This is a genomic window from Nocardia sp. NPDC005825 (assembly GCF_040630175.1).
In the GTDB taxonomy this organism is placed as follows: domain Bacteria; phylum Actinomycetota; class Actinomycetes; order Mycobacteriales; family Mycobacteriaceae; genus Nocardia.
Map to the genome: position 1 here is coordinate 128,694 of NZ_JBEXXC010000011.1, position 20,644 is coordinate 149,337.

17 protein-coding genes are annotated in these 20,644 nt (G+C 70.4%); 8 read left to right on the plus strand and 9 right to left on the minus strand.

The genetic code is table 11. The annotated features are described in order from the left end of the window. Window positions 1–72 precede the first annotated feature (72 nt). Window positions 73–1,191 (plus strand): BTAD domain-containing putative transcriptional regulator, encoded by a 1,119-nt coding sequence (locus ABZ382_RS27255; RefSeq protein WP_357094359.1) that lies wholly within the window; start codon window positions 73–75, stop codon window positions 1,189–1,191. Between the two features lie 65 nt (window positions 1,192–1,256). Then, the gene (locus tag ABZ382_RS27260) at window positions 1,257–2,723 is read left to right on the plus strand and encodes a DUF4185 domain-containing protein (RefSeq protein WP_357094361.1); all 1,467 of its coding nucleotides are present in this window, start codon (window positions 1,257–1,259) and stop codon (window positions 2,721–2,723) included. 60 nt (window positions 2,724–2,783) lie between these two features. Here ABZ382_RS27260 and ABZ382_RS27265 read toward each other — a convergent pair whose 3' ends face one another. Both ABZ382_RS27265 and ABZ382_RS27270 read right to left on the minus strand, forming a co-directional pair. Beyond that, window positions 2,784–3,893, minus strand: coding sequence for a fused (3R)-hydroxyacyl-ACP dehydratase subunits HadA/HadB (locus tag ABZ382_RS27265; RefSeq protein WP_357094362.1), 1,110 nt, complete (start codon window positions 3,891–3,893; stop codon window positions 2,784–2,786). A 207-nt stretch (window positions 3,894–4,100) separates the two neighbouring features. Beyond that, window positions 4,101–6,563 carry a hypothetical protein gene (locus ABZ382_RS27270; protein ID WP_357094365.1) on the minus strand — a complete coding sequence of 821 codons (2,463 nt, stop codon included), beginning with the start codon at window positions 6,561–6,563 and terminating at the stop codon, window positions 4,101–4,103. A gap of 83 nt (window positions 6,564–6,646) precedes the next feature. On the opposite strand from ABZ382_RS27270, the gene ABZ382_RS27275 reads away from it, so the two are divergent. Beyond that, window positions 6,647–7,090 (plus strand): DUF3151 domain-containing protein, encoded by a 444-nt coding sequence (locus tag ABZ382_RS27275; protein WP_357094366.1) that lies wholly within the window; start codon window positions 6,647–6,649, stop codon window positions 7,088–7,090. 58 nt (window positions 7,091–7,148) lie between these two features. Beyond that, window positions 7,149–8,243: an FUSC family protein gene (locus ABZ382_RS27280; RefSeq protein ID WP_357094666.1), complete on the plus strand. Its 1,095-nt coding sequence runs from the start codon at window positions 7,149–7,151 to the stop codon at window positions 8,241–8,243. 1 nt (window position 8,244) lies between these two features. Here the strand turns inward: ABZ382_RS27280 and ABZ382_RS27285 are convergent, their stop codons facing one another. After that, a complete protein-coding gene (locus tag ABZ382_RS27285) occupies window positions 8,245–9,027 on the minus strand; it encodes a site-2 protease family protein (RefSeq protein WP_357094369.1) in 783 nt (260 codons plus the stop codon). A gap of 61 nt (window positions 9,028–9,088) precedes the next feature. Continuing rightward, entirely contained in the window at window positions 9,089–9,748 is a 660-nt protein-coding gene (locus ABZ382_RS27290) for a hypothetical protein (protein WP_357094372.1), read from the minus strand. A gap of 278 nt (window positions 9,749–10,026) precedes the next feature. Between ABZ382_RS27290 and ABZ382_RS27295 the strand changes: the two genes are divergently transcribed. Then, window positions 10,027–11,316 carry an adenylosuccinate synthase gene (locus ABZ382_RS27295; protein WP_357094375.1) on the plus strand — a complete coding sequence of 430 codons (1,290 nt, stop codon included), beginning with the start codon at window positions 10,027–10,029 and terminating at the stop codon, window positions 11,314–11,316. 182 nt (window positions 11,317–11,498) lie between these two features. Here the strand turns inward: ABZ382_RS27295 and ABZ382_RS27300 are convergent, their stop codons facing one another. Further along, the gene (locus tag ABZ382_RS27300; protein ID WP_357094377.1) at window positions 11,499–12,992 is read right to left on the minus strand and encodes a PLP-dependent aminotransferase family protein; all 1,494 of its coding nucleotides are present in this window, start codon (window positions 12,990–12,992) and stop codon (window positions 11,499–11,501) included. A gap of 62 nt (window positions 12,993–13,054) precedes the next feature. On the opposite strand from ABZ382_RS27300, the gene ABZ382_RS27305 reads away from it, so the two are divergent. Then, the gene (locus ABZ382_RS27305) at window positions 13,055–13,357 is read left to right on the plus strand and encodes a hypothetical protein (RefSeq protein ID WP_357094379.1); all 303 of its coding nucleotides are present in this window, start codon (window positions 13,055–13,057) and stop codon (window positions 13,355–13,357) included. A gap of 52 nt (window positions 13,358–13,409) precedes the next feature. Next, entirely contained in the window at window positions 13,410–13,970 is a 561-nt protein-coding gene (locus ABZ382_RS27310) for a methylated-DNA--[protein]-cysteine S-methyltransferase (protein WP_357094382.1), read from the plus strand. 76 nt (window positions 13,971–14,046) lie between these two features. On the opposite strand, the gene ABZ382_RS27315 is transcribed toward ABZ382_RS27310, so the two are convergent. From ABZ382_RS27315 to ABZ382_RS27325, 3 genes are all read right to left on the minus strand, one after another. Next, window positions 14,047–15,042, minus strand: coding sequence for a hypothetical protein (locus tag ABZ382_RS27315; protein ID WP_357094385.1), 996 nt, complete (start codon window positions 15,040–15,042; stop codon window positions 14,047–14,049). Between the two features lie 240 nt (window positions 15,043–15,282). Then, window positions 15,283–17,895, minus strand: coding sequence for a LuxR C-terminal-related transcriptional regulator (locus tag ABZ382_RS27320; protein WP_357094387.1), 2,613 nt, complete (start codon window positions 17,893–17,895; stop codon window positions 15,283–15,285). 64 nt (window positions 17,896–17,959) lie between these two features. Beyond that, complete coding sequence (locus ABZ382_RS27325; RefSeq protein WP_357094390.1) at window positions 17,960–18,781, minus strand: helix-turn-helix domain-containing protein; 822 nt, start codon at window positions 18,779–18,781, stop codon at window positions 17,960–17,962. A 102-nt stretch (window positions 18,782–18,883) separates the two neighbouring features. Between ABZ382_RS27325 and ABZ382_RS27330 the strand changes: the two genes are divergently transcribed. Beyond that, window positions 18,884–19,420, plus strand: a complete 537-nt coding sequence (locus ABZ382_RS27330; protein ID WP_357094393.1) for a YceI family protein — start codon at window positions 18,884–18,886, stop codon at window positions 19,418–19,420. Between the two features lie 82 nt (window positions 19,421–19,502). On the opposite strand, the gene ABZ382_RS27335 is transcribed toward ABZ382_RS27330, so the two are convergent. After that, on the minus strand, window positions 19,503–20,600 hold the full coding sequence (locus tag ABZ382_RS27335) for a CaiB/BaiF CoA-transferase family protein (RefSeq protein WP_357094397.1): 1,098 nt from the start codon (window positions 20,598–20,600) through the stop codon (window positions 19,503–19,505). Between the last annotated feature and the right edge of the window lie 44 nt (window positions 20,601–20,644).

The window sequence follows — 20,644 nt, forward strand, 5'->3', positions numbered from 1 at the left end:
CGCGCAGCGCAGCGGAATCCCGGGCAATTTTCGAGCGGCGGGCGCGCCGCGGTCTCTATCGAGGCAGGTGGCATGACTGTCGATGTACGGGTCCTGGGCCCCGTGCAGCTGTTGGTCGCCGGCCGGTCCATACCGGTCGGCGGTCCCAAGCCCCGCGCACTGCTGGCGGCACTGGCCGTGAACCGGCGGCGTGCGGTGTCCTCCCAGGCCCTGGCCGACATCGTCTGGAACGATGATCCGCCGGACTCCTATCAGGCCAGTCTCCAGGTGTTCGTCTCGAACATCCGCAAGACGCTGCGCACCGCCGGGATCGACCCGGTGGCGTTGCTGCGCACCGAATCCTCCGGCTACCGCCTCGAAATCGAGGACGACGAGTGCGATCTCGGGCGTTTCGAGACGTTGCGCCGCGAAGGCTCCGAGGCCGCCGCGATCGGCGACCCGGCCGCCGCGTCCCGGCTCTTCGGCGAGGCCCTCGCCGAATGGAGCGGGCGGGCGCTCGACGACTTGTCGGGTCTCGGTTTCGCGGAGAGTTTCGCGACCGCCATGGACGAGGAGCGGCTGCTGGTCGCCTCCGCCCGCATCGACTCCGAAATCGCGCTGGGCCGTGCGTCTTCCGTGGTCGGCGAACTGGTGTCGATGACCAACGCCCACCCGCTGCGGGAACCGTTGTGGGCGCAGCTCATCACCGCGCTGTACCTGTCCGGCCGGCAGGCCGACGCGCTCGACGCCTGCCGCCGGGTGCGGACCGTGCTCGCCGACGAGCTGGGTATCGATCCGGGGCCCGCGCTGATCGCGCTGGAACAGAAGGTGCTGCGCCAGGAACCGTTGAGCACCGGGCAGATTCACGAGGTCGAGCGGATGGCGAAGGCCATGACCGAGACCGTCACCGAGATGCCGCGCGCGGTGCGTGCCGGGCAGCTGCGCCTGGCCGACGGACGCGTGGTGCCGATCGGCGCCAACGGCGTGAAGATCGGTCGCATGACCGACAACGATCTGGTGCTCGACGATCCGAAGGCGAGCCGGTACCACGCGCAGATCACGCCCAGCCGGGCCGGGCTGCTGATCAAGGATCTGCACTCCGCCAACGGGATCTACATCAACGAGCAGACCATCGAGTCGGCCGCGGTGCTCGCCGACGGCGATGTCATCCGGATCGGCACGACCGCGATCACCTTCCAGGCCATGCGCTGACCTGTGGGGTAGGGTCCTTGCCCGGATGATGTCCGGATGACCCTAATGTCGAGAGGGTTGAACGCATGGCCAAGCGGCTTGTGGCGGCTGCGGGAGCGGTGATCTTCGGGGCGGGAGTACTGGTCGGTGTGGGCCGGCCGGTGGCGTCGGCGGATTCGGAAACCGGTGCGACACCGGCGGTTCCGGGTATCGGCGCCTGCCGGACCGACCCCAGACCAGTCCACGAGTCGGTGGTGCCCAAGACCGTCGAGGTGCCGGTGGCCTATCCGGTCGTCACGGTCGACACCGGGCCGCTGCCGGAGAACACCCAGCGCGTGCGGATGGAACTGCCGCCCGACCCGTGCGTGAACCCGTGCCCGGACCTCACCGACACACCCGCCGCGCCACCGGGACTCGCCGAGCAACTCGGCATCCCGACACTCATCGTGCGGCCGCAGCCGTTCAATTTCGCACTGCCGAACCCGAATCCGCCCGCGCTGCCGCCCGGGCCCGAACCCGCGCACCCGTCCAGTGAGCCCGCCGAGCGCACCCCCGCCCGGCCCACACCGCAGGTCTCCGACGTGCGCGAGGTGTCCAAGCTGACCGGCGCCAACTCGATCAACCGCACCGACAAGCGCTGGCAGGTGCAGGGCACCGACCTCGGCATCATGTGGCAGAGCGCGCCCGACGAGATCGCCATCGCCTTCGGCGACACCGTCGGCCGGGAATTCCATCCGCCCGGCGGCATGGGCGAGGACTGGCGCTCGAACCTGCTGGCGTTCAGCAAGAATCGCGATCTCGCCAACGGCGTCGTCTTCGACCGCATGGTCGCCGACGACCGCTGCCACGCCTCGGAAGTGCTGAGCAGCCGCAAGCTGGACAATATCGAGATCACCACCATCCCCACCTCGGGGTTCGCGCTCGGCGACCGGCAGTACCTCAGCTACATGTCGATCCGCACCTGGAACAGCCTGCCCGGCAGCTGGTTCACCAACTACGGCGGAATCGCCTACTCCGACGACCACGGCGAACACTGGACCAAGGACCCGTACGCCAAGTGGGAGAACATCTTCGGCGTCTCCAGCTTCCAGGTCGCGTCCATGGTGCCGCAGGGCGACTGGGTGTACATGTTCGGCATTCCCAACACCCGGTTGGGCGGGGTCGGGCTGGCGCGGGTGCCCAAGGAGCAGGTGCTCAACCCGACCGCCTACCAGTACTGGCAGAACGGCTCTTGGGGGCCCGCAGTGAACGGAAACGTCAGCGCCACACCGATCGTCGACGCGCCCGCGGGGGAACTGTCGGTCCGCTACGACGAGAACCGCAAGGTGTGGCAGATGAGCTACCTCGACACCGCCAAGGCGGCTCTGGTTGTGCGGGAATCGGATTCCCCGCAGGGCGTGTGGTCCGACAGCGCGGTCACGGTCAGCGCGCTGCAATTTCCGGAGCTGTACGGCGGATTCATCCACCCCTGGTCGACCGGCGACGATCTGTACTTCACCATGTCGACCTGGAACGACTACAACGTCTACCTGATGCACGCCACGCTGAACTGAATCAACGAAAAGAGCGGGCCGGTACGGATTGTGCGGGCCCGCTCTTTTCGGATTCTGTACTCAGCTGAGCCGAACTTCGGCGATGGCGCGGCCGAAGAGCTTCTTGCCCTCCGAGGTCGCGCCCAGCACGACGGTCGCCGCACCGGTCGCCGCGTCCACCGACTTCACCTTGCCGGTGAACTCGACGAAGGTCGGGGCGGTCGGCTCCACCGGCACGAAACCGGAGAAGCGGACGCTGAACTTGCCCAGCGCCGACGGGTCGCCCAGCCAGTCCACCAGATAGCCGGCGGTCAGGCCCATGGTGAGCATGCCGTGCGCGACCACGGTGGGCAGACCGACCAGGGTGGCGGCGGTGTCGCTGAAGTGGATGGGGTTCGGGTCGCCGGAGACGCCCGCGTAGTTGACCAGGTCGCCCCGGGTGACCGGCACCTTCGCGGCGGGCAGCTCGGTGCCCGCGGCCACGCCCGCGGCGGTCGGGACGGTGTTGACCGGCAGCGGCGCGGCGGGGGCGGCCGGCTCGGCCACCTCCTCCGGGGCCAGCAGGATCAGGCCGTTCGGGTCGGTGTCGAACTGGCCGGGCTCGACGACATGGCCGTGCATGACCACGCCGGACACGGTCTCGACCGCGACCGGGTCGATCTCGACGCCCTTGCGGGCCACGATGGTGGTGGTGGCGACCAGCACCGGCCGCACGTCGGCATCGGTCAGGGTGACCTTGACGGTGATGAAGTCGTTGTCGCCGAAGCCGCGGATGTTCTCCACCACCACGTCCACGCCCAGCCGGTCCCCGGCCAGGATCGGGCGGTGGTACTCGAAGACCTGGTCGGTCTGGAGGATCTGCGAGACGTCGTACTCGGTGAGCACCGAGCCGATCAGCGAGCGGGTGGTGGCCGCGCCGATCACCGAGGCGAAGGTCGGCGAGGCCAGCAGGCCGCCGTAACCGAGCTCGGCGGCATCGGTCTCGCGGTGGTGGGCGGCGTGGTCGTTGCGCACGGCGCGGGCGAATTCGCGGATCTTCTCGCGGCCCACGTCGTAGTGATCGCGCACCCGGAAGTGGCGGCCGACCAGTTCGGCGGCGGTGGCCTTGGTCGACTCCACGATGGTCTCCGCTTCCAGCGCAGCCAGGGTCTCCGCCGTATCCGGCACGATGTGCTCAGCCGTATCCGGCATCCGTACTCAGCTCCTGCATTCGTAACTTTATGGACGGCGTACAACACCGCTGAAGTGCCGGAATGCCGAAATGGCCAGCCCAGACAACCCAGACACCCTACCGACGTGCAGGTCTATTGACCAGGTGTATGTGATGTTCATCGCGAGCACGGGCGAGAACGTGTCAGGCCATTTCGCCGAAGCTGTCGATACCGGATTTCGCCCCGGTCACTGACCGTTCTTGGGCTCACACACCTTCCACGAACCGCCCTCGTTGCGCAGGTCGAAGGTCCGTGAGGAGAACTTCGCAGGATCCGCCGCGGTGAACACAGTCGCCTGCGCCAGCGCGGCATCGCCGGTGACCTGGATGGCGTCCACGCTCTTCACCTGCGGGATGCTCTTCTGCTCCTGGGACGTCTTGTACACGCTCGCGAACTGGTCGGGCGAGATCTTCTGATAGAAGTCGTGCTGCGCACCGCAGGTCACCGCTCGCAGCGTGTCCAGGTTCCCACTGTCCAGGGCATCGACGTACGACGTGATCGTCCGCTGTACCAGCGCTTCCGGTGAATTGTCATCGTTGTGCTTCTTCACCCCGAAGACCACGCCGACGATCGCCACCACCGCGACCACCGCCGCGGCCACGCCGATCCACAACTTCTTCGCCCCGCCACCGGACTTGGCGGCGCCGTCGACCGGCTCGGCCGCCGGAACCCGCTGCGGCTGCGCCAGCCCGCCGATCCCGGGCACGCCCTGTGACCCGCCGATACCGGGCTGCGGCGCACCGAGACCCGGCTGGCCGCCGGGGCCCTGCGGAGCGCCCGAACCGGGCTGTCCCTGCGGCGCATTCGGCCCGTGCGGCGCGTTCGGTCCCTGCGCACCCGGCCCCTGCAGCGCGTTGGGGCCCAGCGGCCCGCCCGGTCCCTGCGGCCCCTGGGGCGCGTTCGGACCCTGCGGTCCGCGCGGACCTTGCGGCGCACCCGCCCCGACCCGCTGCGGCGACGCGATGCGCGGCCCGCCGATCGGCTGGCCCGGCGTGGTCGACTGGGTATCCGCCGGAGACGGCGCGGTCGCGGGACGACGCGGGCCCATCGGAGGAGCCATCGGCGGCCGCGGCGGCGACGGCCGCGTCTCCTCGACGGGCGCGTCCGGAGCGGTCCCCTTCGGCCCGACATTCCGCGGCCCCGCGTTCACCCGGGGCGTCTGCGGCGGCTTGCTGACCGCCCGGCCCTGCGGCCCCGAAACCCGGATCTTCTCGGTCCCGGCCTCACCCGACACCACCGGCAGGGCCGTCGTGGCGTCATCGGCCGGATTCGGGACCCGCTTGATCACGACGGTCGCGGCGTCGCCGGAGCCCTCGTCCCCGGAGCCCTTGCCCCCGGACTCGCCGTCCTTCGCTTCGGCCGGGGTCCCGGAATCGCCGGTACCGCCGGACTTCTCACCGGCCGCGGCGCCATCGCCCGGCTTCTCGTCGTCATCGGCCGAAGCGGCGGGCATGCCCTGCGTCGGAACATCCTCCGGCGCAGCCTTCTCCGACTCCGCGCCCGGACCGGCTGCGTCGCTCGAGGCCGCAGCGGCGCCCGCGGCGCCGACGGCCGCGGCGCCCGCGACGGTCTTTCCGGAATCGGCGGAGCCGGATTGCCCCTGCTCGCCGGGCTTCCCGGTCCCGGGACCGCTCGCACCTTGTCCGGGCCGCTGAATCTTGATCATCTGCGTGGTGGCATCGGCCTGTGCGTCGGCCGACTGCGCGCCTCCGCCCGCCTTCTCGCCGGCGGGCCGCTGAATCGGAATGAACTGGGTCGGAGCGTCATCGGCGGGCGACGGCGCGCCCGGCCCCTGCCCACGTCCGGCCGGCTGCTCGCCCGCATCGGATTGTCCGGCGCCGCTGGGCTTTCCACCGCTCGCGGGCGGCGTGGCGGACGCCGCGGAACCCTGACGTTCCTGGGGCTCGGCTGCCGGGGACTGCCCGGCCGGTCCGGATTGCGCGCTCGCCGAGGGACGTCCGCCCGCGGCGTTCCCGGAACCGGGTGCGGCAGTACCGGATTGCGCGGACGCACCCGGCTGTACGCCCGCCCCGGCGGGCGAGGGCTGCCCGCTCGGCGTGCTCTGCGGCTTGAACTCACCCGAGCCCTGACGAGCCGCCGACGGCTGTCCGCCAGGTCCGCCCTGCGCTCCGGCAGGCGTTCCCGGTAGTCCGCCGGGCGTGCCTTGCGATCCGCTGGGCGCGCCCTGCGGTCCGGCTGCCGTCCCCTGCGGTCCGACGGGCGGTTGCACTCGGCCCGCGCCTGCCTGGTCGGCGGGGGACTGGCCGCGGTTCGCCGCCGGGGGCTGGACGCGGTTCGCGCCTGGAGTGCCTGCGGGCTTGGAGGTTTCGTAGTGGATGGTGGCGAAACCGGAGGGGCCGGACTTGGCGGGCGGGGTCTTGGGTGCGCCGGGGGTGGCGTCTCGCGCTGCGCCGGTGCGGATTTCCTCGGTGCGCGCGTTGGGGGAGGGGATGGCCTCGGTGGCGGCGGTCGGGGGCGCGGCATCGGTGGGCGGCGGGGTGTTCTGGCCGTTCGCGGCCGCGGGGACAGACTGGTCGGCCGGGTTCGCCGGGCGTGCGGGGGTGGCGCTGGTGTCCGTGTCGCCTGCGGCGGGACCCGATGCCTGGTTGGCAGGGCCCTGCTGCTGCTGGTCGTCTTTCGGGTCGGACACGCGCTGCACCCCTCGGATCGGCGGAACTGTGATTCGAAGGTCAGCCTACTGAGCATTCCGGGTACCGGTGCAGAATGATCGGCATGACCTCCTTCGGCGATCTGCTCGGACCGCAGCCGGTCCTCCTTCCGGAAAACATCGACGCGGAGGACGCGCTGCTCCAGAAACAGGACCCGGTGCTGGTCGCCGCGGCCCACCCGACCGCCTCCATCGCCTGGGCCCACCTGGCCGAAGCCGCCCTGGAGCGGGGCGCCGCCGCCGACGGTGATGTCAACCTCGACATCATCTCCGCCTACGCGTTCGCGCGCACCGGCTACCACCGCGGCCTGGACCTGTTGCGCCGCAACGGCTGGAAGGGCTTCGGCCCGGTGCCGTGGAGCCACGAGCCGAACCAGGGCTTCCTGCGCAGCGTGGGCGCCCTCGCCAAGGCCGCCCGGGCCGTCGGCGAGACCGACGAGTACGCGCGCTGCCTGGACCTGCTCGAGGACTGCGACCCGCGGGCCGCCGCCGAGCTCGGCCTCGACTGAATTGACCGGTGGCCTAGGCGAAACCATCGACGCCGCCCGCGAGAGCGGCGTCACCCGCATGCGCAAGGCCGCCGGACGGGTCCGCTCGTCGCTGCTGCCGATCGTGCAGTGCGCCATCGGCGCGGGCGTGGCCTGGTTCATCGCCCACAACGTGATCGGGCACGAACACCCGTTCTTCGCGCCGATGGCGGCGATGATCTCCATCGGCGTCTCGTTCGGGGCCCGGCTGCGCCGCTCGATCGAGCTCATCGTGGGCGTGGCCGTCGGCATCGGCATCGGGGACCTGTTCGTCTCCCGGGTCGGCACCGGCGGCTGGCAGATCATGCTGCTGGTGGTGCTGGCCATGTGCACCGCCGTCTTCCTCGACGGCGGTCCCGTCATCACCATGCAGGCGGCCAGTTCCGCGGTACTGGTGGCGACCCTCTACCCGCCCGGCCAGGGCGGCGCGTCCCTGCGCATGATCGACGCCCTGGTGGGCGGACTGGTCGGCATCGTGGTGGTGGCGGCCATTCCGCTGCACCCGGTCCGCCGCGCCCGGGAGCAGGCGGCCGGAATCCTGGAGGTGATGGGCGCCTCCCTCACCGAATGCGCGGACGGCCTGCTCGAACACGACGCCGCCAAGATCAAGGCGGCCCTGGAGGCGGTGCGCGGCACGCAGGGCGCGATCGACTCGCTGCGCAGCACTCTCGAAGGCAGCCAGGAGATCATTCGAATCTCCCCGCTGTACTGGAACTCTCGCGCCCGCCTGAGCCGGTTGCGCGACGCCGCCGACCCGCTCGACAACGCGGTCCGCAATACCCGGGTGCTGCTGCGCCGCGCCCTCACCTCGGTCCGCGACGACGAGGTGCTCGACCCGGGGCTCATCGTGGAGGTCGAGAAGCTCGGTCAGGCGGTGGACGTGGTGCGGCGCATGATGCTCGCCGACCCCGACGAGAAACCCGATCCCGCCGAGGCGACCCGCGTGCTGCGGTCGGTCGGCAAGGGCGCGACCAAGGATCTGATCGACGGGGCGGGCCTGTCCGCGCACGTGGTGTTCGCCCAATTGCGGTCCATCGTGGTGGATCTCATGCAGGTGTGCGGGGTGCGCCGGCTGTCGGCCATGGCGCTGCTGCCCCCGACCGTCCGGCACCCGTACGTCACGCCGATCGACTGACTCAAAGCCAGAACCGCGTCAACCGGCTGCCCATCGACCACCACCCGCCCGGCAGCCCGGACAGCTCGAACAGTGCGTTCACGCCGTCGAAGAACAACCGGTTCAGCTGCGGCGTGAACAGCAGCGCGAACAGGATCAGCAGGCCGTACGGCTTGATCTGATCCAGCGACCGGCGGGTCTGATAGCTCAGCGACGGCTCCAGAATCCCGTACCCGTCGGTGCCGGGGATCGGCAGCAGATTCAGGATGGTCGCCGAAATCTGGAGGAAGGCAAGGAAACTCAGCCCGAACCAGAACGCCGCGTTCGTATACAGACTGCCCCACACCGACACGATCACCAGCAGCACCACCGCGCACAGCGCGTTCACCGCGGGCCCCGCGCCACTGATCATCCGCTGCGTGCGCGGACTGAAATTGTGCGAGTGCACGTACACCGCGCCACCCGGCAGCGCGAACCCGCCGAGCGCGATGAACACCACCGGCAATCCGATCGACAGCAGCGGATGGCTGTACTTGAGCGGGTTCAGCGTGAGATACCCGCGCATCTCCACTTCCCGGTCCCCGGCCCGCCACGCCACGAACGCGTGCGCGAACTCGTGCAGGCAGACCGTCACGATCCACCCGGCCACCACCAGGATGAACACTCCGAATTGGGCTTGGCGCGAATCGAGGTCGGCGTTCCAGGCGAGCACCCCGCCCAGGACCGCGACCGCCACCACCGCCAGGAATACGGGGCTGGGCCGGACCGCCCCGGAGGCCCGTCTCACCGCGCGCGCGTCATCCACCTGTCACTCCCAACTGGCCCGGCCTCGTTGTCGCTGTGCCGACACCCATTCTGGGGGTGAATCAGCGAACCAGCAGCCAAGGCTCGTGGTGTCGATAGAACGTGGAGCGCTTCACCACTCGGTCGGCGGTGATCCCGTCGCGGGTGACCAGCGCGCCCGGCGTCCCGAGCTGCATGGCGCGCCCGGCGACCCAGCGCTTCTTGCGCAGTCCGCGGTGCACGGTGGCGTGCAGGCCCGGCATCTCCAGCATGGGCGAAACATGCAGGGCCGCGACCTTTCCCGTGAACAACCGGGTGTCGTCGACGTAGGCCTCGCCCTCGAGTTTCGCGCCGCCCTCGCCGACGATGGTGGCGCGGCCGATGAGCACCTTGCCGGTGTCGTCGCGGATCAACGGGGTCTCGACGGCCCGGCCCTCGAGCGCGCGCTTGGCGGCGGCGGACCCGGTGCCGGTCTCGTAGGCGCGGGAGCCGTAGGTGCGGTCGATGGGCACGTAGCCGATCTCCACGCCGAGGCGTTCGGTGCGCATGAGGTGGGTGAGCACCGCGGCCAGTCCGGCGTCCTCACCGAGGACGATGAGGCGCGGCAGGCTGTCCGCCGCCATCACCGGCAGCAGCTCGTCCAGGGTCCCGGTGTCGGGAATGGCGGCGGTCTGCGTGAGGGACAGGGAAGCGAGCGCGATGGGAACGGGTGCGCCGTCGCAGCGGAGAACATGGGTACTCAACTGCCGAACACCCTCCTCTGGCCTGCCAACACCTAATTCCGCCTCGCTGCGTCCCGATGGAACCCCCTGCCGGTCCCTCTCCCCGTGCCACCATAGCCCTGTCTCATTTGCCCTGCTGTCCTCAGTGCGCATCCGTTATGTCTGGCTCACTCGGAGTCGGGGCGTGCACCTGGACGTATGTGGTCATCCAGTAAAGTGTGCCCACGGCCACCGCCTTCTGATGGCGGGTAGCTGCAGCAACATGGGTGCTGCGCGTCGAACCCGTAGGAGACACTCGCATGCCGGCAATCGTGCTGATCGGCGCCCAGTGGGGCGACGAAGGCAAGGGCAAAGCCACCGATCTGCTCGGTGACCGGGTCCAGTGGGTAGTTCGATACCAGGGCGGCAACAACGCGGGGCACACCGTGGTGCTGCCGAACGGTGAGAGCTTCGCGCTGCACCTGATCCCGTCCGGCATCCTCACCCCCGATGTGACCAACGTCATCGGCAATGGCGTGGTCGTGGATCCGGGCGTGCTGCTGGCCGAACTCGCCGGTCTGGAAGAGCGCGGCGTGGACACCTCCCGCCTGCTGCTCTCGGCCGACGCGCACCTGATCATGCCGTACCACGTGGCCATCGATAAGGTCACCGAACGCTTCCTGGGCAACAAGAAGATCGGCACCACCGGCCGCGGCATCGGCCCCTGCTACCAGGACAAGGTCGCCCGCGTCGGCGTCCGCGTCGCCGACGTGCTGGACGAGAAGATCCTCACCCAGAAGGTCGAGGCCGCACTGGAATTCAAGAACCAGGTGCTGGTGAAGATCTACAACCGCCGCGCGCTGGACCCGCAGCAGGTGGTCGACGAGGTGCTGGAGAAGGCCGAGGGCTTCAAGCACCGCATCGCCGACTCGCGCCTGCTGCTCAACGAGGCGCTGGAGCGCGACGAGATCGTGCTGCTGGAGGGCTCGCAGGGCACCCTGCTCGACGTCGACCACGGCACCTACCCGTACGTCACCTCGTCCAACCCGACCGCGGGCGGCGCGGCCGTGGGCGCGGGCGTCGGCCCCAACAAGATCACCACGGTGCTCGGCATCCTGAAGGCGTACACCACCCGCGTCGGCTCCGGCCCGTTCCCGACCGAACTCTTCGACGAGTCCGGCACCTACCTGGCCAAGACGGGCGGCGAGGTCGGCGTCACCACCGGCCGCGCCCGCCGCACCGGCTGGTTCGACGCCGTGATCGCCCGCTACGCCACCCGCGTCAACGGCATCACCGACTACTTCCTCACCAAGCTGGACGTGCTCTCCAGCCTGGACACCGTCCCGATCTGCGTCGCCTACGAGATCGACGGCGAGCGCGTCGAGCAGATGCCCACCACCCAGACCGACTTCCACCACGCCAAGCCCATCTACGAGGAGATGCCCGGCTGGTGGGAGGACATCTCCGGCTGCCGCACCTTCGAGGAGCTCCCGGCCAACGCCCAGGCGTACGTCAAGCGCCTGGAAGAGCTGTCCGGCGCGCGGGTCTCGTGCATCGGCGTCGGCCCGGGTCGCGACCAGACCATCGTCCGCCACGACATCCTGGGCTGACACGCCTCCCCGCGACTTCAGCGGGCGGCAGGGTGCCGTCGCAGGTCGCGCACCCGTGCCGGCGGCCGGGTGCCGAACCTATTCTGGGCGTACCCGGTGAGTTACCCACATCTCGCGAAATCAGTTGTCACTGAACATAAATCCCGCGTCGGCCGCGAATACGGTCGGCGCGGGATTTATGTTCAGTAGGTGATGAGCGGGGCCAGGGGATCGGCCGCGTGCGGAGTGAGGCCCTGGTAGGCCGCGGCGATCGACTTCACCGCGACGCGGATATCGGCCTCCTCGTGCGTGAACGGGAGGCGGATGAACCGCTCGAACGCGCCCTGGACGCCGAAACGTGGTCCGGCGGCGAGCAATACGCCGTGATTGGGCGCGGTGGCGGCGAGCGCCGTCGAGACCGGGGCGGGGAGCTGGGCCCACAGGGACATGCCGCCCGCGCCGGGGGTGACCCGCCAGTCGGGGAGTTCCTCGGCGAGGGCTTCCAGCAGGACCGCGCGGCGGGAGCGGAGTTGCGCCCGGCGGGTGGTGAGGATCTCGTCCTCGTTGCGGAGCAGGTGAACGGTGGCCAGCTGATCCATCACCGGGGTGCCGAGGTCGACGGTGGAGCGGGTGCCCAGCAGTTTGGTGATCAACGGCTGATTGGCGCGGACCCAGCCGACCCGCAGACCGCCCCAGAACGACTTCGAAGCCGAACCGATGGTGACGATCTCCGAACCACGGGCGAAAGCCGCCGCGGGCGGCGGGGATTCGACGCCGGACAGGTTCAGGTCGCCCATCGACTCGTCCACGATCACCGTCATCCGGGTCTCGCGGGCGATGGCGGCCAGCTCGGCGCGGCCCTCCGCGTCCAGCAGATGGCCGGTGGGGTTGTTGAAGTCGGGGATCAGGTACGCCATGCTGGCGGCGGTTTGCCGTGCGGCACTGCGGATTCCGTCCAGATCCCAGCCGTCCGGGCGCATCGGCACCGGCACCGGGCGCGCGCCCACATCGCGAATCGCCTCGATGGCGTTCGGGTAGGTGGGGTGCTCGATCAGCACCCGCTCGGCCGGGGTGGTCAGCACATTGAGCAGCAGGCGCAGGCCGTGCTGCGCGCCCAGGGTGATGAGGATCTGGTCCGGTTCGGTGGGCAGGCCGCGTTCGGTGTAGCGGCGGGCCAGCGCCTCGCGCAGCATGAGCACGCCCACCGGGTCCATGCCGTGCGTGCCCAGATAGGTCGGAAGACCTTGCAGGGCAAAGGAGTACGCCTCGGTCATCTGCGGCGGGGCGGCCATGGACGCGTAGGTCATGTCGATGGTCGGCAGTTCAGGCTGCGCCATCATGGCCAGGATGCTGCGGGCCGGCTTCGCGCCGTCGTGCACCACGGTCGGCGGCAGCGCCACCGTGCTGCGCGAACCCTGACGGCTGATCAGGTAACCGTGTTCGCGCAGTAGCGAATACGCGGAGGTGACGGTGGTGCGGCTGACCGCGAGGCTGGTGGACAGGTCGCGTTCGCTGGGCAGGGCCACGCCCAGCGGGGCGCGGCCGTCGTGGATGAGCAGGCGGATGCTCTCCGCCAGGGCCACGTACGCGGGCCGCGCGGACCGTTTGCCGTTCTCCGCGGCCGCGCCCGGTTCGTCATTACGCCACCTACCCAGGTCGCGGGTGAGGCTGGCCGCGCCGATCACTCGTGTCGCCATACAGGCCAGTATCCAGGCACTGGATATTTTCTTCAAGTCCAGGGTGGGTCCACCATGGGGTCATGGTCGCACTACTCGGTTCCTTCGTGATTGTCGCCGCGTTCGCCGGTCTCGTGTACCGGTTCGCGCCCGCACCCGGCGAGCGCTGGGGTGTGCTGTTGGAGCGGTATCGCCCGCATGCCCCCATGTCGGACTGGTCGGTCGGCGAATATGAAGCGGCCCGCCAGTATTCGGACCTCGCCGCCATCGCCTCCCTGCGCCCCGACCTGCCCTCGGAGCCCGCACGCCGGAGGCCGGGCCGCAGCGCCTCGGCCGCGGCGGCCCTCTCCGCCATCCCCTGCCGCAACGAGTCAGTCCAGTTCTAGCAAATTGGCCTTGAATCCGCGTTCTGTCGGTGCCACCGTGCACACTGGCCTTATGTCCGCCCCGGTCCGCCCCCAGGCGTCGGCGGCGCTCTTCGATACCGCGATCGGCGTCTGCGCCATCGCCTGGAGCGCCACCGGCGTCCTGCGTTTCGCCCTCCCCGACCGCGACCCGGCGGCCACCCGCTCCCACATCCTGCGCCGCCATCGCCGCGCCGATCTCCACGAGGCCGCCCCCACTCCCGAGATGGCCGAGGCCATCGCCCGCATCCAGGCCCACCTGACCGGCGACCTCGACGACCTGCGCTGGATCCCCGTGGACCCCACCCTCTTCAACGACTTCGATCGAGCCGTCTACGAGGTCACCCGGGCCATCGACCCCGGCCACACCCTCAACTACGGCACGGTCGCCAACCGCATCGGCGCCCCCGGCGGCGCCCAGGCGGTGGGCCAATCCCTGGGCCGCAACCCCATCCCGCTGATCATCCCGTGCCACCGAGTCCTCGCCGCCGATCACGCCCTCCACGGCTTCTCCGCGCCCGGCGGCCTCACCACCAAACAGCGCCTCCTCGAAATAGAGCGCACCCCCGGCTTCGGCGAACCCACCCTCTTCTGACCCACCCACCCGGGCGACGACGCCCGCTCCGAACAGGTCGGTGCGGGCGTCGCGACGAAATCAGCTGTCCTCGCCCCTACAGCGCGCCGCCCAGGAAGCCGCCGACGGCAGCGCCCGCCGCTCCGGCCACCGCCCCGCCGGCCAGCGCGGCCGGGATGCCCGCGGCCGCCGCACCGGCAGCCGCGCCGACGCCGCCACCGATGAGAGCTCCGCCGATCATTCCGCCGGGGACGTCGATGGCCGCGAGGCCTGGCATGACCACGGCCGCGGCCGTTCCGAGCCCGGCTCCGACGGCCGTTCCGATGGCGGCGCCCGCCAGTCCGCCCGCGGCAGCGCCGGCCACCGCCGCGGGGACGCCCGCGCCCACCGCGCCGAGGCCCGCGCCGATGGCCGCTCCGCCGAGGGCGCCCGCGGCGATCTTGTCGGAGCGGGTCGGGTTGACGCCGATGGAGTTGAGGCCGGTGGCGAGGCCCGCTTCGGCGTCGGCGGCGACGCCGTTCACGCCGTTGAGGATGTGGTCGGGGAGTTCGTCCGGGGCCGGGGTGGTGAAGTCGCCGATGCGGACGGTGCGCGGGGGCGGCGCGATGGGGAGGACCGGGGCGACCACGGTGGGGGCGTGCAGGGTTTGCACGTCCAGGGCCGGGGCCGCGTCCCGGGTGTTGGGGATGGGACGGAAGTTGGCGGGGACCGGGTAGTCGGCGAGCGGCGGCGACGCGGGCTGCGGGCGGACCGGGACGGTGACGCCGGGCTGCACGGTGGTGACGCGGACGGGATGGTCCTGGTCGCCGGTGGGGACCGCGACGCCCGGCTGGGCGGCGGCGGTGCGCGGCAACGGGAGGATGCCGGGGCCGGTGGCCTCGATGTCCTGGGGGTTCGGCCAGGCGGTTCCGGTCTGCGCGGCATGGTTCGGGGAGCTGTTGCCGCCCGGAACGGTGCTGCCGCTCAGCGGAACAGCGGCCTGGGTGGCGGCGCCGTCGGAGACCTTGGCCGGTTCGCCGTTGGAGCAGGCCACAGCCAGTGCCAGTGGAATGGCCCCGACCGCGAGCGCGCGCCGGGCGACGCTGCTGTTCATTTCACGAATTCGACCACGCACGCCGAAACACCAACCTTCCGAACATATTTCGTTTCACCGGTCCGGCGGACCGCCCATCGATGCCGGTGATTCGCGACCGTCCCGGCGTGAGCGTTGCCGCCAGTCCGGTGCGGCCGCGTTTATGCACGTCACAGCGCCGGATCGGGGGTGCGAAGTTTCTGACTGCGCGGAAGGGCTACTGCGAGCCGTTGGGGGCTGTGCGAATGATCCGACGTCAGGTCAGTTCGCGGTACTGCTGGAAGATGTCCCGCCCCGCATGAGATCCGCCAGTGCCTCGCGATCGGTGACATCGAGCTTGATGCACGCCCGGTACAGATGCCCCTCCACCGTCCGCACCGAGACGGTCAGCCGATCCGCGATCTGCCGGTTCGACAGCCCGGCCGCGACCAGGTTCGCGATCTCCCGTTCCCGCGCGGTGAGCGGCAATGGCTGCGCGGACTGCCGCAGCGCCGGGGTGGAGGCCCCGCCGCAGGCGGCGGCCAGCCGGTTGGCGGTGGCCGCGGATTCCAGCAGGCGGCGGCGATCCCCGGCCCGCTCGTGCGCGGACGCGGCCTGCGCGGCGGCGTCGGCGGCCGACAGCATCGCCCCGATGGATTCGAATTCCGCTGCGGCGGTGTCCAACCCGGGACCGTCGTGCGCGGCGACCGCGACCGCGTGCCGGGCCTGCACCTGCACCAGCCGCCCGTCGATGCGGGCCGCCAGGTCGGCCAGCCGCCCCGCCACCGAGGGGTCGCCGAATCGGGCCGCGGTGTGCAGCGCCATCGCCTCGACCGCGTGCTGGTGGGAGCGCGCGGCCAGGTCCGCGGCCCCGATGGCGAGCCGGACGGCGGGTGTCGCGGTGCCCTCGGCCCCGGCCTGCATGGCGCGCGCGAGCTCGAGCAGCGCTCCGTACACGGCGCTGTGCCGTCCCCCTCGGAAGGACGCTGCCGCAATGGCTTCCGAGGCCTCGGCGGGCCGCCCGAGCGCCGAATAGGCTTCGGCGAGCCGCAATTGCGCGGGGAACATCCAGGCCGCCGCGCCCTCGGTGGTGAGCGCCGCGAGCGCCTGCTCGAGATTGTCGATGCCCTGCGGGAACTTGCCCTGCGCCACGTCCACGGTGCCCTGCAGGATCTTGACCAGCCCCCAGGCCAGGTACTGCCCGGGGGAGGAGAAGGGGTAGGGCCGGCTGGCGCACTTCCGGGCGGTGTCGAGCTCCCCGGTGAAGGTGAGCGCCAGCACCTCGGCGTGCGTGAACATGAACCGGTTCAGTCCGTCGATGTGGGGTTCGACGCTGTGCCCGCGCGCGGCGTACTGCCGGGCCGCCTCGCCGCGCCCCATGAGCGCCAGTGCGAGTCCGCCGCCGAACGCCGCCCAGTACACCGCCCACGGCGGCGCCTCGGGCGTGGACATGACCGATTCGGCGAGGGTGAACGCCTCCTCGATCCGGTTCTCGTTGACCGCGCAGGCGGACGCCAGACCGTCCAGTGCCGCAATGATTTTCGGGTGGCTGACCCGGCTGCGCACCGATTCCAGCACGGCGTCGGCGCGGTCGGCGTCACCCATGGACCACAGCAGGTTCGAGACCCGGGTGCTGCCCCAGCGCGCCAGCTGGACCTCGGTGAGCTGGTCGGGATCGAATCCGGCGAGGGTGCGTTCGGCCTCGATGCGATGCCCCTGCCAGAGCAGGGCGCGGGCGAGCAGATCGGCGGCTTCGACGCCGCCCTGTCGTTCCACGGCGGCGCGCGCGAATCGTTCTCCCAGTGGCAGATTCGCCAGGCTGATGGCGTCGGCGGCCGCGGCCAGGAACAGTTCCAGGTCGGCGGATCTGTCGCTGTCCAAGGCCAATTCGGCGAGCCGGATGCGTTCGGACGCGGATTTGACCGGCCGGTCCTTGAGCGAGGAGTACAGCCGTCCGCGCAGCCGCCGCGCCGACGCGATGCCCAGCCGCCGCCGGATCACCTCGCCGAACAGCGGATGGTTGTAACGCACCAGCAGCTGGTGCCCGTTCTCGACAATCCTGATGAGCCCGCGGGTTTCGGCCGATTCGACGGCTTCCTCGCCCGCGATCTCGGATAACACGTCCAGGTCGATGGGCTCGCAGAAGGTGAGCAGTTCCAGCACCCGCAGCACCGATTCGGGCAGCTGTTCCACCCGATCCTCCAGCAGCGCAGCCAGTTCCGAGGTGACGGCGGCCCGTCCGCGCAGCTGCCACACCCCGTTGACCTGCCGCAGCGTGCCCGCCTCGAGCGCGCCGTCGACGAGGTGGCGCAGGAAAAGCGCGTTGCCGCCGGAGGATTCCCACATCAGGTTGGCGGTGAAGCCCTCGAGCTGCCCGCCCAGCATGGATTCCACGAGTTCGACGCTCTGCCGCTGGGTGAAGGGGGCGAGGTCGATGCGCAGCAGGTGCCCGTCCTTCCACAGCGAGGTGATGGCGTCGGGCACCTGCACCCCGCTGCGCACGGTGGCCACGATGTGCGCGGCCTTGTCGATGGCCAGCTGCAGCAGCAGGGTGGCGGAGAGCTGGTCGAGCAGGTGGGCGTCGTCGACGCCGATGATGGTGTGCCCGTCGGCGAGCAGCGCTTCGCGGGCGGCGGCCATGAAGGTCACCGGGTCGTGGGCGGTGTACACCCCCACCATGTGCGCGAAGACCCCGAGCGGGATGCTGCGGGCGGATTCGGTGCCGGCCACCCAGCGGACATTTCCCGCGGAGGCGGTGGCCATCCGCGCCAGCGTGGTTTTCCCGACCCCCGCGTCACCCGTGAGCACCACACCGACGAAGTCGCCGCCGGTGAGCGCCGACCTGATCGATTCGAGCTCGTTCTCCCGTTCGACCATCGGCCAATTCCGAGCCATGGATCAACTGTAGTTCGCCGGACCCGCCCCGGCGGTCGGAACGCGGGCCTGCGAGCTGCGGTTTTTATTCGTTGACCAGCCGCAATCCAGGGGTTCGGGCGTGTCGGCGGTCGACCAGCCAGATCATGACCGTCTGGTCTGCGGCCGGATCCAGGGTCTCCACTTCGACCTCCACCTCGCCGCGCAGCGGGTGCTGCAGGCGCACCACGACGGAACGGAAGTCGGTGAGCCGGTGCTCACGCCAGCGCCGCTCGAATTCGGGATTGCGGCTCAGGGTCTCGATGATCCCGGCGACCGACGGGTCGTCGGGGAATCGGGTGGCGGCGGCGCGCAGCGCCGAGGAGGCCATGTCGGCGACGTCGGTCCAGTTCAGGAAGGTTTTCCGGGCGGCCGGGTGGTCGAAGACGTAGATCGCGAAGTTGTTGTGCGCCTCGGTGTCGAACATGCCGAGCGGTTCGGCGAAGTCGCGGAAGGACGGGTTCCAGGACAGTAGGTTCAGCCAGCGGCCGAGCACGAAGGCGGGCGTGGGCTGCAGCGCGTCGATGACGGCCTGGATGGTGTCGGAGACCTGTTCGCGGGCCTGTCCGGCGGCCGGGCAGGTGGTCTTCTGTTCCAGGCCCAGGGCCAGCTTGCCGAAGTGGTGCTTCTCGACGTCGTTGAGCCGCAAGGCATCCGCGAGCGCGGCGAGCACGGCGGTGGAGGGGTTGGTGTCGCGTCCCTGTTCCAGCCGGGCCAGGTAGTCTGCGCTGACTCCGGCGAGCGCGGCCACCTCCTCGCGGCGCAGGCCGGGGGTGCGCCGGCGGCGGCCGCTGGGCAGGCCGACATCCTCGGGCTGCAGCTGGGCGCGTCGGGCGATCAGGAACTCGGCGAATTCGGAACGGGACACGCTTCCATACTGCCTGGTCCGAGTTCCGTTATCCCAGCCCTGCCAGTCCCCGGATAACCACGGTGTGGATAAACGGACCAGAGTCCACTTACGGTAGGTGACATGACGACTTCCGAGCAGACCACCCTCGCCCCCGGCTCCTGGACCCTGGACGCCGCCCACTCCTCGGTCAACTTCACCGTGAAGCACCTGGGCATCTCCAAGGTCCGCGGCCGCTTCAACCGCTTCGAGACCGGCTTCGTGGTCAACGAGGCCGGCGCCGCCGCCATCGAGGCCACCATCTACTTCGACTCCTTCGACACCGGCAACGAGATGCGCGACGGCCACGTCCGCAGCGCCGACATCCTGGATGTCGCCAACCGCCCGCACCTGACCTTCCGCATCCCCGAGCCGATCGCCCTCTCGGAGGAGTTCGAGGTCACCGGTGAGGCCACCATCGGCGGCATCACCAAGCCGGTCACCCTGGCGGTCGAGTGGGGCGGCGTGCAGGTCTTCCCGCAGGACAACAAGGAGCACGCGGGCTTCAACGCCACCGGCTCCATCAAGCGCAGCGATTTCGACGTCGCGCCGGGCCTGCCGACCGCCATGCTGAGCGACAAGATCGCCATCGAGCTGGACATCCAGCTGGTCGCCCCGTAATTCCCGAGCCACTCTGCCGCATCGGAAAAGTCAACGCCCCCTGTGGAATTCCACAGGGGGCGTTCGGCCGTCTACCGGAAGGTCAGTCGGCCCAGACGTGCTCGATCGGGGTGCCCTCGTTCGGCGGCGGCGTCGGAACCGCGGCCGGAGTGCGCGAGAAGCGCGGGGCCGGGGCGTGCTGCACGACGCCGTCGATCTCGACCAGGCCGGTGCGGGCCTGGATGTGCGGGTTCTGCTCGGCCTCGGTGAAGGTCAGCACCGGGGTGGTGCAGGCGTCGGTGTGCTCGAAGATCGCCCACCACTCGTCGCGGGTCTTGGTCTTGAACTTCTCGGTGAACAGCTTGCGCAGCTGGTCCTGGCCGTTGGGGTCGAGCTGGTTGGGCAGGCCCTCGGGCGAGATCTCCAGGCCCTGCAGCAGTTCGGCGTAGAACTGCGGCTCGATGCAGCCGACGGCCATGTACTTGCCGTCGGAGGTCTCGTAGGTGTCGTAGAACGCCATGCCGGTGTCGAGCAGGTTGGTGCCGCGCTCGTCCGACCACAGGCCGACGCCCTTCATGCCCCAGATCATGTGCGAGAGCGCGAGCGCGCCGTCGATCATGGCGGAGTCGATGACCTGGCCCTTGCCGGAGTTCTGGCGTTCCACCAGCGCGGCCAGGATGCCGAAGACCAGGAACATGGAACCGCCGCCGAAGTCGCCGACCATGTTCAGCGGCGGGACCGGCCGCTCGCCCTTGCGGCCGATGGCGTTCAGCACACCGGTCAGGGAGATGTAGTTGATGTCGTGGCCCGCGCGGTCGGCCATCGGGCCGTACTGGCCCCAGCCGGTCATGCGGCCGTAGACCAGGCGCGGGTTGCGCTCCAGCGCGGCGTCGGGGCCCAGGCCCATGCGCTCGGTGACGCCGGGGCGGAAGCCCTCGAGCAGCACGTCGGCCTTGTCGATGAGGCCGAGCACCTTCTCGATGTCGGCCGGATCCTTGAGATTGGCCTCGACGATGGTGCGGCCGCGCCACTGCGGGCGTTCCATGAAGCCGGGCAGCATGCCGGGCCGCTGGACCCGGACCACGTCGGCGCCGAGGTCGGCGAGCAGCAGTGCCGCGTGCGGACCGGGGCCGATGCCGGCCAGTTCAACAACCCGGATGCCCGCGAGCGGGCCCTGCTTGGCGGTGGATGGAGTGCTCACGCCCTACCTCGGTTCGTCGTCGAATGCTGCGCACCGGCTCACCC

Excerpts from the sequence above, each read along its gene's own strand:
- ABZ382_RS27310 (WP_357094382.1), top strand. The coding sequence starts at position 13,410 with ATGTCCGCCCCGGTCCGCCCCCAGGCGTCGGCGGCGCTCTTCGATACC.
- ABZ382_RS27330 (WP_357094393.1), top strand. The coding sequence starts at position 18,884 with ATGACGACTTCCGAGCAGACCACCCTCGCCCCCGGCTCCTGGACCCTG.
- ABZ382_RS27305 (WP_357094379.1), top strand. The coding sequence starts at position 13,055 with ATGGTCGCACTACTCGGTTCCTTCGTGATTGTCGCCGCGTTCGCCGGT.
- ABZ382_RS27275 (WP_357094366.1), top strand. The coding sequence starts at position 6,647 with ATGACCTCCTTCGGCGATCTGCTCGGACCGCAGCCGGTCCTCCTTCCG.
- ABZ382_RS27295 (WP_357094375.1), top strand. The coding sequence starts at position 10,027 with ATGCCGGCAATCGTGCTGATCGGCGCCCAGTGGGGCGACGAAGGCAAG.
- ABZ382_RS27260 (WP_357094361.1), top strand. The coding sequence starts at position 1,257 with ATGGCCAAGCGGCTTGTGGCGGCTGCGGGAGCGGTGATCTTCGGGGCG.
- ABZ382_RS27315 (WP_357094385.1), bottom strand. The coding sequence starts at position 15,042 with ATGAACAGCAGCGTCGCCCGGCGCGCGCTCGCGGTCGGGGCCATTCCA.
- ABZ382_RS27280 (WP_357094666.1), top strand. The coding sequence starts at position 7,149 with ATGCGCAAGGCCGCCGGACGGGTCCGCTCGTCGCTGCTGCCGATCGTG.
- ABZ382_RS27320 (WP_357094387.1), bottom strand. The coding sequence starts at position 17,895 with ATGGCTCGGAATTGGCCGATGGTCGAACGGGAGAACGAGCTCGAATCG.
- ABZ382_RS27300 (WP_357094377.1), bottom strand. The coding sequence starts at position 12,992 with ATGGCGACACGAGTGATCGGCGCGGCCAGCCTCACCCGCGACCTGGGT.
- ABZ382_RS27265 (WP_357094362.1), bottom strand. The coding sequence starts at position 3,893 with ATGCCGGATACGGCTGAGCACATCGTGCCGGATACGGCGGAGACCCTG.
- ABZ382_RS27255 (WP_357094359.1), top strand. The coding sequence starts at position 73 with ATGACTGTCGATGTACGGGTCCTGGGCCCCGTGCAGCTGTTGGTCGCC.